At 69.8% G+C, this 15,139-nt stretch carries 15 protein-coding genes; 10 read left to right on the forward strand and 5 right to left on the reverse strand.

Annotated features, from left to right (window positions below):
- Window positions 1-20: 20 nt before the first annotated feature.
- Entirely contained in the window at window positions 21-878 is an 858-nt protein-coding gene (locus E9536_RS07440) for an alpha/beta hydrolase (protein WP_315858249.1), read from the reverse strand.
- Between the two features lie 711 nt (window positions 879-1,589).
- On the opposite strand from E9536_RS07440, the gene E9536_RS07445 reads away from it, so the two are divergent.
- From E9536_RS07445 to E9536_RS07460, 4 genes are all read left to right on the forward strand, one after another.
- Window positions 1,590-2,984, forward strand: a complete 1,395-nt coding sequence (locus tag E9536_RS07445; RefSeq protein WP_027791774.1) for a DUF1800 domain-containing protein — start codon at window positions 1,590-1,592, stop codon at window positions 2,982-2,984.
- Entirely contained in the window at window positions 2,981-4,144 is a 1,164-nt protein-coding gene (locus E9536_RS07450; RefSeq protein ID WP_175852910.1) for a DUF1501 domain-containing protein, read from the forward strand. Before E9536_RS07445 ends, E9536_RS07450 begins: the two co-directional genes overlap by 4 nt.
- 44 nt (window positions 4,145-4,188) lie before the next feature.
- Window positions 4,189-4,407, forward strand: coding sequence for a YXWGXW repeat-containing protein (locus tag E9536_RS07455; RefSeq protein ID WP_060085532.1), 219 nt, complete (start codon window positions 4,189-4,191; stop codon window positions 4,405-4,407).
- A 184-nt stretch (window positions 4,408-4,591) separates the two neighbouring features.
- Entirely contained in the window at window positions 4,592-4,990 is a 399-nt protein-coding gene (locus tag E9536_RS07460) for a lysozyme inhibitor LprI family protein (RefSeq protein WP_060207162.1), read from the forward strand.
- Between the two features lie 46 nt (window positions 4,991-5,036).
- Here the strand turns inward: E9536_RS07460 and E9536_RS07465 are convergent, their stop codons facing one another.
- Window positions 5,037-6,230 (reverse strand): tyrosine-type recombinase/integrase, encoded by a 1,194-nt coding sequence (locus E9536_RS07465; RefSeq protein ID WP_136469597.1) that lies wholly within the window; start codon window positions 6,228-6,230, stop codon window positions 5,037-5,039.
- The gene (locus E9536_RS07470; protein ID WP_247873421.1) at window positions 6,227-6,574 is read right to left on the reverse strand and encodes a hypothetical protein; all 348 of its coding nucleotides are present in this window, start codon (window positions 6,572-6,574) and stop codon (window positions 6,227-6,229) included. Before E9536_RS07470 ends, E9536_RS07465 begins: the two co-directional genes overlap by 4 nt.
- A gap of 280 nt (window positions 6,575-6,854) precedes the next feature.
- Between E9536_RS07470 and E9536_RS07475 the strand changes: the two genes are divergently transcribed.
- Window positions 6,855-7,235: a DUF4377 domain-containing protein gene (locus E9536_RS07475; protein ID WP_136469598.1), complete on the forward strand. Its 381-nt coding sequence runs from the start codon at window positions 6,855-6,857 to the stop codon at window positions 7,233-7,235.
- A 9-nt stretch (window positions 7,236-7,244) separates the two neighbouring features.
- Here the strand turns inward: E9536_RS07475 and E9536_RS07480 are convergent, their stop codons facing one another.
- Complete coding sequence (locus E9536_RS07480) at window positions 7,245-8,633, reverse strand: DHA2 family efflux MFS transporter permease subunit (RefSeq protein ID WP_060085389.1); 1,389 nt, start codon at window positions 8,631-8,633, stop codon at window positions 7,245-7,247.
- Between the two features lie 150 nt (window positions 8,634-8,783).
- On the opposite strand from E9536_RS07480, the gene E9536_RS07485 reads away from it, so the two are divergent.
- Window positions 8,784-9,644 (forward strand): LysR family transcriptional regulator, encoded by an 861-nt coding sequence (locus E9536_RS07485; protein WP_027791767.1) that lies wholly within the window; start codon window positions 8,784-8,786, stop codon window positions 9,642-9,644.
- Between the two features lie 85 nt (window positions 9,645-9,729).
- On the opposite strand, the gene E9536_RS07490 is transcribed toward E9536_RS07485, so the two are convergent.
- Entirely contained in the window at window positions 9,730-10,080 is a 351-nt protein-coding gene (locus E9536_RS07490; RefSeq protein WP_011355015.1) for a VOC family protein, read from the reverse strand.
- Window positions 10,081-10,340: 260 nt separating this feature from the next.
- On the opposite strand from E9536_RS07490, the gene E9536_RS07495 reads away from it, so the two are divergent.
- From E9536_RS07495 to E9536_RS07510, 4 genes are all read left to right on the forward strand, one after another.
- Window positions 10,341-11,480: an LLM class flavin-dependent oxidoreductase gene (locus E9536_RS07495; RefSeq protein WP_011355016.1), complete on the forward strand. Its 1,140-nt coding sequence runs from the start codon at window positions 10,341-10,343 to the stop codon at window positions 11,478-11,480.
- Window positions 11,481-11,650: 170 nt separating this feature from the next.
- A complete protein-coding gene (locus E9536_RS07500) occupies window positions 11,651-12,844 on the forward strand; it encodes an acyl-CoA dehydrogenase family protein (protein WP_136469599.1) in 1,194 nt (397 codons plus the stop codon).
- Between the two features lie 10 nt (window positions 12,845-12,854).
- Entirely contained in the window at window positions 12,855-14,612 is a 1,758-nt protein-coding gene (locus tag E9536_RS07505; RefSeq protein ID WP_136469600.1) for an FAD-dependent oxidoreductase, read from the forward strand.
- Complete coding sequence (locus E9536_RS07510) at window positions 14,612-15,130, forward strand: flavin reductase family protein (RefSeq protein ID WP_021159417.1); 519 nt, start codon at window positions 14,612-14,614, stop codon at window positions 15,128-15,130. Before E9536_RS07505 ends, E9536_RS07510 begins: the two co-directional genes overlap by 1 nt.
- The last annotated feature ends 9 nt before the right edge of the window (window positions 15,131-15,139 follow it).

Genomic DNA, 15,139 nt, shown 5'->3' on the forward strand with positions numbered 1-15,139 from the left:
ACGTGACGCGGCGGATACGTTCAACGTGCCAGCATCCAGGCGGAGATCGCGTCGACCACGCCGCTCTCCAGGCCATTGAAGCCGTGATAGGCGAACGCTTCGCATGGATCGCCCCGGGACGTGCCGCCCGACACGATCATCCGTTCGGCCTTCGGCGATGCCTCCAGCTTCTTCAACAGCGTATCCGTTTCGGACACGGGGCAATGCTTGCAGCCGTCGTTCTGGTGATGAACGACGAGCACCGGAATCCTGAGGCTGGCCAGGTTCATGTCGGTGACCGCGGTACCGCCTCGATCTTCACGGAGGATCGTGGACGTCAGCACGATACCGTCCGGCCCGCCGCCGCCGGCCAGCGCGATCGCAACGGCAGCGGCGGACTGGGTGCCGCGGCTCGTCCCGACCAGCCAGACCGGCACGTGCAGTTGCTCCCTCAACCACGCGATCACGGCACGCGCGTCGTCGGCGTGTTCCTTCGAGAGTCGAAAGCCGTTGAGGTAGGGCGCGGATTGCCGGTCGCTCGGTGCATCGATGACCGCGACAGCGATACCGTCATTCACGAACAGCTGCCTGGTGCGCACGAGAAAGTTGCCTGCGCCCCATCCGAACCGGCCGGACGGGTCCAGTTGCAGCCCGCCGTGTCCGCCGGCGTAAAGGATGGCCGCGGCTTTCGGCGCGTCCGGCGCGATGAAGAGAAACCGCTGGGTGACCCCGGGACGGGTCGGGACGTCGACGACCCTCGGCTGGCCCTGCGCGTGAGCGGGATAACCGTGCAGCGCCAACGCCGCGGCGAGCAGCCACGCGCGTGCCCGGCGCATGGCCGGACGCTTCGCACCGAAGCAACGAAACCGCGCGTGCAAGCTGACGGGAAGTGGGTTCATCGTAGCGGTGGCCGGCGCATTCCGCCGTGGCCGGCCGGAGTGCGCAGCTTCTCCTGTTCAATGTAGCGGCGCCACGTCGACGCGAGTGTGCCGGGCCGTGGCTGCCTGAACCGTCGTGTTCCACCGGACGCGCGGCGTTCAAGGCGATTCGGCAACCTGAACGATTTCGCCGATGTAGCGCCTGAGGTCGCGCGCGTCGTCCTTCATGCGAATAGATCGGCAAAGGCGTCAACGTGATCCGGCAGCAGGATGGCGAGCAGCGTGGTCACGGCCGATCTCCGGTTGCGTCGAATTCTTGCTCCGGGGCGGGGCGACGATACCTCCGTGACCCGGAGCGATACATTCCATTGAGTCTAGGCCGCTTTCCGGGAACGGCAAGCGCCGGGCGGATATCGGCGACAAGGCGGCATTCGACCCGTCCAGGGTTTCGGACGACGCACGTTCCGGCCGGGTCCATGCCGGTCAGGCGGGCGAAAGTCTGTCGGCCGAATGTCGAAGCGTGCCCGTCCCTCGGCGGGGCACGGGGCAGCGTTGCGGCGGCTGAGCGATCCGTCGATGCGCTGCCACCGCCGGTCGAATCCGCGCTGGAAACTCGAACGGCGACACACACGTTTTCAAGCCCGCGCGCCAAACCCGAAATATTCGTCTTCCCGGCGACGGATTTCCCGCCGGCCGACGTTTAACACGGGTACGCATCGCAAGAGCCCCGTCATGGACCACCCGAACGACATCACCCCGGCCGCCATCGCGCTGAACCGCTTCGGTCTCGGCGCGCGGGCCGACGAAGCGCCGCCTGCCGACCCGAAGGCGGCGCTCGTCGCGCAATTCGACCGTTACGAAGCGCGGCCGGCCGCATGGGCCGGCGAGCCCGACGCGGTGGCGCTCGCCACGCGCTTCGCGAACGCGCGCAATGCGATGACCGGCGACGATCCCGCAACGAAGCGCGCGACCGAGCAGTCGATCCGGCGTGACGGCAACGACACGTATCGCAGCGCCGTCGTCGCGCGGGTCAACAGCGCGTTGAACACGCCCGCGCCGTTCGTCGAGCGTCTCGTGCATTTCTGGGCGAACCATTTCGCGGTATCGGTCGACAAGGGGCCGGTGGCGGCCTACGCGGGCGCGTTCGAACGCGACGCGATCCGCCCGCACGTGCTCGGCCGTTTCGAGGACATGCTGGTTGCCGTCGAGCAGCATCCCGCGATGCAGCTGTTCCTCGACCAGGCGCGCTCGGTCGGCCCCGACAGCCCGGCCGCGCTGCGTGCCGAAGCGCGCAATCCGTCGGGCAGGCGCGGGCTCAACGAGAATCTCGCGCGCGAAATCATGGAGCTGCACACGCTTGGCGTACGCACGGGTTATACGCAAGCCGACGTGACGGAATTCGCGCGCGCGCTGACCGGCTGGAGCATCGCCGGCGGGCGCGGCCCGCAGCCCGGCGATGCGGCGCCCGGCGCGTTCGTGTTTCGCCCGAAACTGCACGAGCCCGGCGTGCGGACCGTGATGGGGCGCAGCTACGACCAGCCCGGCGAATCGCAGGCCCGCGCGATCCTGCACGACCTCGCGCATTCGGAGGCGACCGGTCGGCATATCGCGTTCCAGCTCGCCCGTCATTTCGTCGCCGACAATCCGCCGCCCGCGCTGACCGACCGGCTGGCTCGCGCATTCGACGCGAGCGGCGGCGATTTGCCGACCGTCTATCGCGCGCTCGTCGACGCGCCCGATGCGTGGTCGCCGGTCAACCGCAAGTTCAAGACGCCGTGGGAGTGGGCCGTTTCTTCGCTGCGCGGGCTCGGCTGGCACGACACGGGCGACCTGAAGGCCGCGCCGCTGCTCGCGCAGCTCGGCCAGCCGGTGTGGCGGCCGGGCTCGCCGGCCGGCTACGACGACGTGGCCGCGAGCTGGGCCGCGCCCGATGCGCTCGTGCGCCGCGTCGAGCTCGCACAGCGGCTGGCCGCGCGCACGGGCGACCGGCTCGATCCGCGCACGCTCGGCAACACGCTGCTCGCGGGTTCGTTGAGCGCGCCGACGGCGACCGCGTTGTCGCGTGCCGAAAGCGCGACCACGTCGCTCGCCTTGCTGCTCGTATCGCCCGATTTCCAACGGAGATGACCATGGCACTGTCCCGCCGACAATTCCTGCGCGTGGCGGCCGCCGGCGCCGGCGCGATGCTCGTCGCGCCGCGGATCGTATTCGCGAACGTCGAGACCGACCGGCGCTTCGTGTTCGTGATCCAGCGCGGCGCGGCCGACGGCCTGAACACGCTGGTGCCGTATGCCGAACCCGCGTATGCGTCGCTGCGCGGCCCGCTGGCGATCGACACGGCGGCCGCGACGCGGCTCGACGGCACGTTCGCGTTGCATCCGTCGCTCGTGCAGACCGCGCAGTTGTACCGCGACGGGCAGGCGCTGTTCGTTCATGCGATCGCGTCGCCGTATCGCGACCGCTCGCATTTCGACGGCCAGAACGTGCTCGAGACGGGCGGCCGCGCGCCGTACCAGGTGAAGGACGGGTGGCTGAACCGGCTCGCCGCGCTGCTGCCGGCGACGCGCGAAAGCGCGATCGCGTTCGCACCGACCGTGCCGCTCGCGCTGCGCGGCACCGTGCAGGCGGCGTCGTACGCGCCGTCCGGTTTGCCGGCCGCGCCGGACGACCTGCTCGCGCGCGTGTCGGCGCTCTACGAGGCCGACGCGCAGCTCGGCCCGTTGTGGCAATCGGCGATGGATGCGCGCGGCCTCGCCGGCGATGCGCATGCGCGGCAGGATCCGGCGGGTGTCGGCAAGCTCGCCGCGACGTTTCTCGCGCGCGACGACGGCCCGCGCATCGCGATGATCGAAACGGGCGGCTGGGACACGCACAGCGCGCAGAACGCACGGCTCGCGAATCAGCTGAAAGCGCTCGACACGATGCTCGCCGCGCTGCGCGACGGCCTCGGGCCCGCATGGCAGCAGACCACGGTGCTGGTGGCGACCGAGTTCGGCCGCACGGCCGCCGCGAACGGCACGGGCGGCACCGATCACGGGCAGGCGTCGGTCGCGATGCTCGCGGGCGGCGCGGTCGCGGGCGGCCGCGTGATCGCCGACTGGCCGGGGTTGCGGCCGGGCGACCTGTACGAAGGGCGCGACCTGAAGCCGACCGCGTCGCTCGACGCGCTGATCTCGGGCGCCGCCGCCGAAAGCCTGCGGCTCGATCCGCACCGCACCGCGTCCGCGCTGTTCGCCGAAAGCGGCGCGATGCGGCCGATGAGCGGGCTGATTCGCGGCACGGCGTGATGCGCGCCGATTCATTCACGACACAAAAGGGAGAATGCAAGATGATGAAGATCCGCTCCGTTTCGCTCACCGTGCTGGTAGCGGCCAGTGCGACGCTGATGTCCGCCTGTGTGGTCGAGCCCGTGCGGCCGCCGCAGCCGGCACCGGTCGTCGAGACGCCGCCGCCGATGCCCGCGCCGGGCTATCGCTGGGCGAAGGGGCATTACCGGTGGGCCGGCAATCACTGGGCGTGGGTGCCCGGGCACTGGGTGGGCGTGTACTGATCGGGCGTGACGTGCCGCGCGGCGTGCGGCGAGGGTGTGGGGAAGCGGCATCGTGTATTGAACTGCGATGCACGTTGCCCTAAGCTGCCGGATCCCGGCGACGGGCTTCCGGCGACGGGCATTCCCGTTCGTTCGCCACGGCGAGCCGATCCGCGGCCGCCGATTTCTTCGTTACGGCACCCACATGAAAGCATGGCTCGTTGCGCTGGCCGTCGTCGCCGGCATGACCGGCGCGCACGCCGCGTCGTTCAACTGCACGAAGGCGTCCACGTTCGTGGAGCGTGAAATCTGCGCCAATCCGACGTTGTCGCGTCTCGACGATGCGCTCAACGCGGATTTCCAGCACATGCTCTACGACTTCAGCAACTATCCGGTCGAGGATCCGCCCGAGTACGAGCAGTTCATGGCGACGCAGAGGGCGTGGCTGAAGACGCGTAACCGCTGCACGACGACGCAGTGCCTGATCGACAGCTACCGCAAGCGCATCGACGTGCTGTGCGGCCAGATCGACGTGCCGGCGAAAAGCGACCGCGCGAAATGCCGCAGCAACGGCGGCCTGGGCGGGCTCGAACTCGATCACTGAGCGCCGACGCGGCGTGCGAGCCGGGAGCCGTCAGGCCGGTGCGCGCCTACCACCCGATCCGGTGCTTCTCCTCCGTCTCGCGATGCCGCCAGTCGTCGTCCGCATGCAGGTACTGGCTCGTCGTCGTGAGCGACACGTGGCCGAGGTTGTCGCGCACGAGCCGCAGGTCGACGCGGCCGTCGGCCATGTGCGAGCCCGCGCTGTGGCGCAGCCAGTGCGCGGATGCCTGTTCGAGCACGCGTGCCTGCTGCTCGCCGGCTTCGCCGTTCGCGCGCAGCCGGTCGGCCGCGTGCCGGAACACCTGCTTCACGACCCGGTGCAGCGCCGCGCGCGTGAGCGGCTTGCGTGCCTGGCCGACCGGCAGCACGAGCGGTGTGGACTCGCCGTCGGACGGCAACGCGGGCAGGCCGTGCGCGCGCCGGTAGCGCGACAGCTCGGCCATCATTTCGTCGGTGGCCGGCACGAGCCGCTGCCGGCCGCCTTTGCCCGTCACGTCGAGCCACCAGCGGTCGCGCCCGTCCGCGTCGCGCCGGCAGAAGAACTGGCCCATCGTCGTGTCGGCCGCTTCGGTGATGCGCAGCCCGCCGAGATACAGCAGCGTGAACAGCCACCGCGCGCGGTCCGCATGGAAGCCCGCCCGCGCGTCGTCGCGCGGCATCGCGGCGATCGCTTCCTTGACCGACTGCCACAGCGGTTGCCCGAGATGGCGTGTGACGCGCGGTGCGGGCCGACGCTGCCGCTGGCGCGACAACGCGAGCGGATTGCCGGCCAGGTAACCGGCCTGCACGAGCCACGAGAACATCACGTTCAGGATCACCAGCGCCTGCCGCTGGCTGGCCGCCGACAGCGGCCCGTAGAACGGCCGCCAGCGCGGATCGTCGCGCGGATGCTTGCGTCCGCCGTTCGCGCACCACAGCTCGGCCGGCGCGGGCGCGAGCAGGAACTGCCGGTAGACGATCAGATCTTCGTGCGTGAGCGACGACAGCGGCTTGCCGCACGCGATCACGGCCCACAGCAGCAGGCGCTCGGCTTCCTTGCGGTAATTCTGGAACGTGGTCGGTGTGTCGACGAAGCGCGCGAGCCAGGCGCGCACCGCGTCGAGGTCGTTGGTCGCGGCAATCTGCGGATGCGTGCCGGTCGAGCGGTTGGTGCCCGTGCGTCCGTCGAGCGCGGCCGGCACGGTCAGCGCATCGAGCGGCAGCGGGCGCAGCGCCGCGTCGGACGGAACGGGTGAGGTCATGCGAAGCGGGGTGTGCTGAGCGGATCGTACGCGTGGAGGCGGCCGGACGAACGCAGCGCGATCAGGCCAGTCGGGAAGCGTCGATGGTACACGATCATCACACGGCGAACCCGCCGTCGACGGCGATCGCCTGACCGGTAATGAAGCGCGCGGCGGGCGAGCACAGCCACGTCATCGTTTTCGCGACGAGGCGGTGACTCGCCGAGCCGCGCCATCCGCGTGGCCGGTGTGCGTTGCGCCTTGTCGTCGCGGTTTTCCGGGCGGCCGGTGCTCGCCGAACGGGCGATGCCGCCGGGGCACACGCGGAAACCGCACTCGATTCCGTCGGGCGTGCGCAGGCCCACGCTGGGCGAGATACGGCGGCAGGGCCGCGGGCGCCGTGGTCATTCGGGTTGTCTCCTGTTGCTGGCACCGGCCCGGCAGGGCTGAACAGGCCGCGCCGCCCGGCGTGCACGTGCGAGCCGCCGGCGGCGATGCGCGCGGCTGAACCGGATCACGGTAACGGACCGGTGCGCGCGACATCCCACGAATGAAGGTGGCGGCCCGATTTCTGTAAGGTGTTTGTGAACTTTCCCGCGGCGAGGATTTCTAATCGGCCCTCCAACGCTTCCTGAGGAACATCAGATGATTCGCCAATCCAGAACGCTGCTCGGCGCGGCCGTCATTGCCGGCAGCACGCTCCTCGCCGGATGCCAGACCGACGCGATCGCCACGGCGCCGAACGCGGTGCGCCCGGCCGACGGCAAGCCGGTGACCAGGACCGTCCAGGTCGCGCCGCAATCCGCGCGATGCACGGGCGTCGCGCCGATGGAGTGCCTGCAGGTGCGAAACGGCCCGAACGAGCCGTGGAGCCTGTGGTACGCGGGCATCGAAGGCTTCGCTTACCAGCCCGGATACCAGTACACGCTTGAAATCGACGAATACCGCGTGGCTCGGCCGCCGGCCGACGGCTCGTCGATTCGCTGGGTGCTCAAGCGCGTTGTCGAGCGCCGTCAGGTGAACTGACGGCCGCGCTCACGCGGACGGGCGCGCTGCGGCACCGGCCGGCGGCGCGGCCGTATCGATCCGCCGGAACACGACGGACGACAGCAGCGTCACCCCACCCATGCACGCGAACGACAGCATGAATCCGTGCGCCATCGAGCCCCGATAGGCGGCAAACAGGTTGACGAGGCCGCCGCCGATCGACACGCCGAGCCCCATCGCCAGCATCTGCATCATCGTGAACAGGCTGTTGCCGCTGCCGGCGTCGGCATGCGACAGCCCCTTGAGCGTCACGCCGTTCATCGCCGCGAACTGCATCGAGTTCGCGGTGCCGAACACGATCAGCAGCACGCTTTCCAGTAGCGGCGCGGGCCGCACCGACACCAGCGCGAACCCCGCGATCGCGCACCCGACGATCCCCGTATTCACCACCAGGAACGCCGCATAGCCGAAGCGCTTCACGAGCGGCGCGATCCAGCGTTTCGCGATGACCCCCGCGATCGCGGCCGGCAGCATCATCAGCCCCGATTGCAGCGGCGTATAGCCGAGCTGCACCTGCATCAGCAGCGGCAGCATGAACGGCACCGAACTCGTGCCGATCCGGCACAGCAGGTTGCCGAGCAGCCCCGAACCGAAATTCGGCTCGCGGAACAGCCCGAGCCGGAACAGCGGCTGCGCGCGGCGCCGCGCGTACGGCAGGTACGCGAGCGCGCTCGCCAGCCCGAGCGCCGCGAGCCCGGCCGCCCATGCGGCGCGATGCGCGGGCATCGGCGGGTCGATCGCGAGCGACAGCGCGATCATCGCGACCGACAGCAGCGCACAGCCGACGAAATCGAAGGGCGGCGGTTGTGTCGCCTGGTCGTGCGGCAGGTAGCGCTGCACGGCGAGGAAGCCGACCACGCCGACCGGCACGTTGACGATGAACACCCAGTGCCACGAAATCGCCTGCGTGAGCCAGCCGCCGAGCGTCGGCCCGACGATCGGGCCGAGCTGGCCGGCGGTCGACACGAACGCGATCGCCGCGACGTACTGTTCGCCCGGCACGCGGCGCAGCACGGCGAGCCGCCCGATCGGCAGCAGCATCGAGCCGCCGATGCCCTGCAGCGCGCGCGCGGCGACGAGCTGGCCGAGCGTATGCGACGCCGCGCAGCCGATCGATGCGAGCACGAACACGAGAATCGCAATCGAGAACACGCGGCGCGTGCCGAACCGGTCGGCCAGCCAGCCGGACGCCGGCGTGAGCATCGCCATCGTCAGCGTATAGACGACCACGACGGGCTGCATCGCGAGCGGCGACGCGTTCAGGCTTTGCGCGATCGAAGGCAGGGCGGTGTTGACGATCGTCGTGTCGAGCGACTGCATGAAGAACGCAGCGGCGACGATCCAGAGCAGCGCGGAGTGTGTGGGTTCCCGGGACATGGCGGATTCGATGGTGCGAAGGCCGGCGCGGGCGGCGCGTCGGCACGGCGCCAGCCGGTCTTCAAGCGCACGATGGTACCGATTCCGATGGTCATCGGGAAGCAGCCTGATGACGTTGACTGTCATCGGAAACAACGATGACAATGCGGGATGCTCAATCCCGTCTGGCTCAAGACGTTCGCGACCGTCACGAACTGCCGCAGCTTCACCGAAGCGGGCCGGCAGCTCGGGCTCAACCAGTCGAGCGTCAGCGAACACATCCGTCGTCTCGAAGAAAGCGTCGGGCGGCGGCTGTTCGTGCGCGACACCCATTCGATCGCGATGACGGCCGACGGCGAGGCGCTGCTCGTGCATGCGAACGTGATCCTGCAGGCGCTGAACCGCGCGGAATCGCAATTCCGCAAGCCGAGGCTGCAGGGCCTGGTGCGGCTCGGCGCGCCGGACGATCTTGCGCTCGTCGCGTTGCCGGACGTGCTGGCCGGGTTTCGCGCCGCGCACCCGGACGTCGCGCTGGAGATCACCACCGGCATGACGAGCCGGCTCTACGAAGGGCTGGACGCGGGGGCGCTCGACCTGATGATCGGCAAGCGGCGGCTCGGCGAGCGGCGCGGCACGCCGCTCCTGCGCACGCGGCTCGAGTGGGTCGCGCGGCCCGGCACCGTCGTCGATCCGGAGCGGCCGCTGCCGCTCGTGCTGGTTGCCGAGCCGAGCGTGACGCGCGCGATCGTCCTGAACGCGCTCGCCGAGAAGGGCATCGGCTGGGAAGTCGTGTGCTCGAGCAGCAGCCAGCCGGGCTGCATCGCGGCCGCGCGCGCGGGGCTCGGCTTGACCGCGACGTCGCACTATTTGTCGACGGGCGGGCTGGCGCCGCTGGTCAACGGCGGCGCGCTGCCCGAGCTGCCCGACATCGAATTCATCGCGCTGGCCGCGAAGCGGCTCAGCCAGCCGGCGCGCACGCTGCTCGAATTGCTGGAAGCGAGCGACCTGAGCACACCGGGCGCGAACGCGTAACGGGCTCGCCACGCGCGACGCGCCCGGATCCGGCGCCCGCGCAACGCGATGTGACGCGCTCCGTCATGCGACCATCATGCGACCGTCATGCAGCCCGCTTCTGCGAAATCACCAGCAGCGCGCCGTTCTTGTCCTCCAGCACCGCGCGGTATTCGTGCGGCCCGGCCTGCACGGGCACGCGCACCGACGCGCCGGCCTTCACGACCCGCGCCATCGCCGCATACAGGTCGTCGTCCTCGTCGACGCGCAGCGTGAGCGCCGCGCGCTCGACGATCTGCTCGTCGCCCGCGACCAGCGCGATCGTCAGCGGGCCGCCGTCGAGCGCGCAATAACGGTCGCCGTCGCGGAACTTCACGTTCAGGCCCAGCCCGTCGACGAACAGCGGCAGCGCCGTGTCGATGTCGTCGACGGGATACAGCAGCATCGAAACCTTCATCCCGGATCTCCCTTGTCTTGATGTGGGCGGCGTGCAACGTGCCGCCGTTCGATGCTAGCGCGCCGTTCGCGCGCTCACGCAGTCCGATCGGATGACCGTGAAACCCCTCTGTCCCCGCATGCGTGCCGATACTCCGAACAGACGATGCCCGCGCCCGGCCGCGCGCCGACACTCCCATCCGTGGACCGTCGCTATTCGTCCGTATCGTGCGGGCGGGCTGCGCGACCCCGACTCGTCCAACATACATGGAGACGCACGCAATGAAGTTTTCCCTCATCTACGAAGCCCAGACCACCGACGCATCGCGCGAGGGCGACCACCGGGTGTTCAAGGAGACGGTCGAACAGGCGCTGCTCGCCGAGCAGGTCGGCTTCGACACGATCTGGTGCGTCGAGCACACGTCGCTGACCAACTATGCGCACATGAGCGCGCCGGAAACCTTCCTTGCGTACCTGGCCGGCCGCACGACGCGCATCGGCCTCGGCCACGGCGTCGTGTGCCTGCCGCCCGCGATGAACCACCCGATCAAGGTCGCCGAGCGCGTCGCGCTGCTCGACATCCTGTCGGGCGGCCGCGTGCACTTCGGCGTCGGCAAGGGCGGGAGCCAGCAGGAAGCCGGCGCGTTCGGCTACGACCTCAACGAGCTGCAGCCGATGATCGACGAATCGATGTACCTCGTGCCGAAGATGTTCGTACAGGACGAGATCGAGCACGACGGCAAGTACATCAAGATCCCGAAGCGTCCGATCCACCCGAAGCCGTTCCAGGACCCGCACCCGCCGATGTACCTCGCGTGCACCAACACCGACGCGCTGCTGCGCGCCGGCCAGCGCGGGATGGGCGCGCTGGTGCTCGGCTTCGGCGGCCCCGATGAAGTCGCGAAGAAGAACGCCGTGTATCGCGAAGCGTGGGCGAACCGCAAGCCGGAAGACCAGGTCGGCTTCCGCCCGACCCAGCACCTCGCGGCGCTGTGCCCGACGGTCGTGATGGCCGACGGCCAGGCCGCCCGCAAGATCGGCATCCGCGGCCAGCGCTACTTCATGGAATCGCTCGCGTACTGGTACACGGGCGGCGAGCGTCCGGACCCGGCGAAGTGGGGCGACGACCTCGTGCAGGCCGACACCGGCGAGATGGTGATCCGCTCGCGCTTCGCGTCGGAGGAAGTCGTCGTGAACTTCGCCGATCCGGCGCTCGCGATGATGAACCCGAACCACGCGTACGGCACGGTGGACGACTGCATCGGTTATGTCGGCCGCCTGCAGGAAGCCGGCGTCGACGAAGTGCTGTTCCTGTGCCAGATGGGGACGGTGCCGCACGAAGCGCAGATGGAGACGATCCGCAATATCGGCGAGCACGTGATCCCGTTCTTCAACAAGGAGAAGGAGCGTGCCTGCGCGTAAGGCGGGTCGGGCCGCGCCCGTCGTCCCGTCCGGTCGGACGATGCGGCGCGGTCGCGCGAAGCCGACCATCGGTGGTGGCGAGCATCGCCCGCGGCCAGGCCGCGCCGGACAACTTTGAACGAGAGCGGGGCGGGCGCCGCGGCGCAGCCCCCGTTCCACAGGAGACATTCGTGCATCGCGACAACGATTCGAACGCATTGGCCGCCACGCTGATCGCCCGGGCCGAGGCGCTGGCGCCGACGCTGGCCGGCCGCGCCGCGCAGGCGGAAGCGCAGGGCCGCATCCCGGCCGAGACGATCGCCGACATGCAGGCCGCCGGTTTCTTCAAGGTGCTGCAGCCGAAGCGCTACGGCGGCTACGAACTCGATCCGCAGGCGTTCTTCGACATCCAGATGGCACTCGCGCGCGGCTGCATGTCGACCGCGTGGGTGTACGGCGTCGTCGGCGTGCACAACTGGCAGCTCGCGCTGTTCGACGAGCGCGCGCAGCAGGACGTGTGGGGCAACGACCCGGCGACACTGATCGCGTCGACCTACATGCCGGTCGGCCGCGTCACGCCGGTCGACGGCGGCTTCCGCCTGTCGGGCCACTGGAAGTTCTCGAGCGGCAGCGAACTGTGCGAATGGGTGTTCCTCGGTGCGCTGGTGCCGCCAGCCGAGGCCGGCCAGCCGCCCGAATACCGCACCTTCCTGCTGCCGAAATCCGATTACCGGATCCAGCAGGACTGGGACGTGCTCGGCCTGCGCGCGACGGGCAGCCACGACATCGTCGTCGACGACGTGTTCGTGCCCGCGTACCGCACGCACAAGGCGATCGACGGGATGATGGGCACGAGCCCGGGCCTTGCCGTCAACGACGCGCCGCTGTTCAGGCTGCCGTTCGCGCAGATCTTCGTGCGCGCCGTGTGCACGTCGTGCATCGGCGCGCTGCAGGGCGCGCTCGACGATTTCACCGGTTATGCGGCCACGCGCGTATCGGCCAACAGCGGCGCGAAGACGACCGACGATCCGGGCGCGCAGAACGCGTGCGCGAACGCGGCCGTCGCGATCGACGAGATGAAGGTGCTGCTCAAGCGCAATTTCGCGGAACTGATGGCGTCGGTGAAGGGCGGGCCGGCCGTGTCGATCGAGCGCCGCGTGCATTTCCGCTACCAGTCCGCGCAGGTCGCCGAGCGCTGCGCGCAGGCGGCGAACGCGCTGCTGCGCTACGCGGGCGGCAACGGCATCTATCACCGCAATCCGCTGGTGCGCCGCTTCCTCGACCTGCATGCGGCCCGCGCGCATTACGCGAACAACGTCGACCGTTTCGGCCAGAACCTCGGCGCCGTGATGCTCGGCCGCGAGAACACCGACTTCTTCATCTGACGGAGACGCGATGAACGACCCGCAAGCACAGCAATACGTGTTCGACGTGGTGGTCGTCGGTTCGGGCGCGGGTGCGCTGCTCGCCGCGTGCCGTGCGGCCGACCGCGGCCTGTCCGTCGTCGTGATCGAGAAGACGGCGCTGTACGGCGGCACGTCGGCCGTGTCGGGCGGCGGGATCTGGGTGCCGTGCAACCACCACATCGCCGAATTGGGCGCGACCGATTCGCGCGAGGCCGCGCGCGGCTACATCGAAGCCTGCGTGGCCGGCGCGTCGACGCCCGAGAAGCTCGACGCGTATCTCGACCGCGCGCCGGAGATGCTGCGCTACCTCGAATCGAAGACCCCGGTGCGCTACCAGTCGCTGCCGAAGTACGCGGACTATTTCCAGAAGGTGCCGGGCGCGATGCCGGGTTATCGCGCGCTCGATCCGCTGCCGTTCGACGGCGGCCTGCTCGGCGACGAGCTCGACCGGCTGCGTCCGCCGTCGCCCGGCACGCTGATCGGCGGGCGCGTGGCGGTGACGTCGAAGGAAGCGCACACGCTGTTCTCGCGCGGACCCGGCTTCATGAGGCTCGCGATTGCACAGTTCGGCCGTTACTGGCTCGATATCGGCATGCGCCGCCGCACGCGGCGCGACCGGCGCCTGACGCTCGGCAACGCGCTGATCGGCGGGCTGCGCCGCGCGCTGCTCGAGCGCAACGTGCCGGTGTGGCTCGACACGCCGATGCGCGACCTGCTCGACGTGGACGGCCGCGTGACGGGCGTGCGCGCGCAGCGCTTCGGGCAGCCCGTGACGATCGCCGCGCGACGCGGCGTGATCCTCGGCGCGGGCGGTTTCGAGCGCAACCAACCGATGCGCGAACGCTACCTGCCGCAGCCGACGCAGGCGCAGTGGAGCGCGACGCCGCCGGCCAACACCGGCGATGCGATCGCCGAAGGCCATCGGCTCGGCGGCGCGCTGGCGCTGATGGAGCACGTGTGGGGCGCACCGACGGTCGGGGTCGCCAGCGAGGAGAAACAGCGCGCGCTGTTCGTCGAACGCAACCTGCCGGGCTGCGTGATCGTCAACGGCCTCGGCAAGCGCTTCGTCAACGAAGCCGCGCCGTATTCCGAATTCGTGCCGGCGATGTATCGCGACCACGCGCGCACCGGCACGAGCGTGCCCGCATGGATGGTGTTCGACGCGCGGTTTCGCCGCAAGTATCCGTGCGGGCCGATCATGCCGGCGTCGATGATGCCCGATGCGCGGATTCCGGCGGCGTTTCGCGACGTGCTCGTGAAGGCCGACACGATCGACGCGCTTGCGGCGCGCATCGGCGTCGACGCGGCCGGGCTGCACGACACGCTGCGCGACATGGCGCGCTACGCGGCGACCGGAATCGACGAGGCGTTCGGCAAGGGCGACAACGCGTTCGATACGTATTACGGCGATCCGCGGAACGAGCCGAACCCGTGCCTCGGGCCGGTCGACCAGGCGCCGTTCTACGCGGTGCGGATCGACGCGGGCGACATCGGCACGAAGGGCGGGCTCGTCACCGATGCACTGGCCCGCGTGCTGCGCGCCGACGGCGAACCGATCGCCGGCCTTTACGCGATCGGCAATACCAGCGCGTCGATGATGGGCGCGAGTTACCCCGGCGCGGGCTCGACGCTCGGCCCGGCTATGACCTTCGGTTTCATCGCCGCCGATCACCTGGCCGCGCACGCGGCCGACGCCGGCGGCCGGCCGGCCCGGCCATCCACGACTGAACTTGACGGAGTCCAATGATGAGCGATCTCACCCCCCATCCGCTGCGCACCGACATGCTGCTCGCGATGCGCCGCCTCGCGCGCTCCGTCACGGTCATCAGCAGCGCGCACGACGGACGGCGCTACTCGATGTCCGCGACGGCGGTCGACTCGCTGTCGACCGATCCGCCTTCGCTGCTGATCTGCATCAACCGCACCGCGTCGCTGTATCCGCCGCTCGATGCGGGCGCCCCGTTCTGCGTGAACGTGCTGTCGGCCCGCCACGAAGGCATCGCGATCGACTGCAGCGGCCGGCTGAAGGGCGAAGCGCGCTTCACGACCGGCGACTGGCACACGTCGCCGCACGGCGTGCCCTATCTGCGTGATTCGCAGGCGAGCCTCGTTTGCGAGCAGGACGGCCGCTTCGAATACGGCACGCATACGGTGTTCATCGGGCGCATTCGCGAGGTGCTGATGTGCGGCGACGTCGATCCGCTCGTCTATCTCGACGGCGCCTACACGACGCCCGGCGCGCCGGTGGCCCGTGCGGCCGCGTGACGTGAGGAG

It is taken from the genome of Burkholderia sp. LS-044, assembly GCF_004803625.1.
GTDB lineage: Bacteria > Pseudomonadota > Gammaproteobacteria > Burkholderiales > Burkholderiaceae > Burkholderia > Burkholderia cepacia.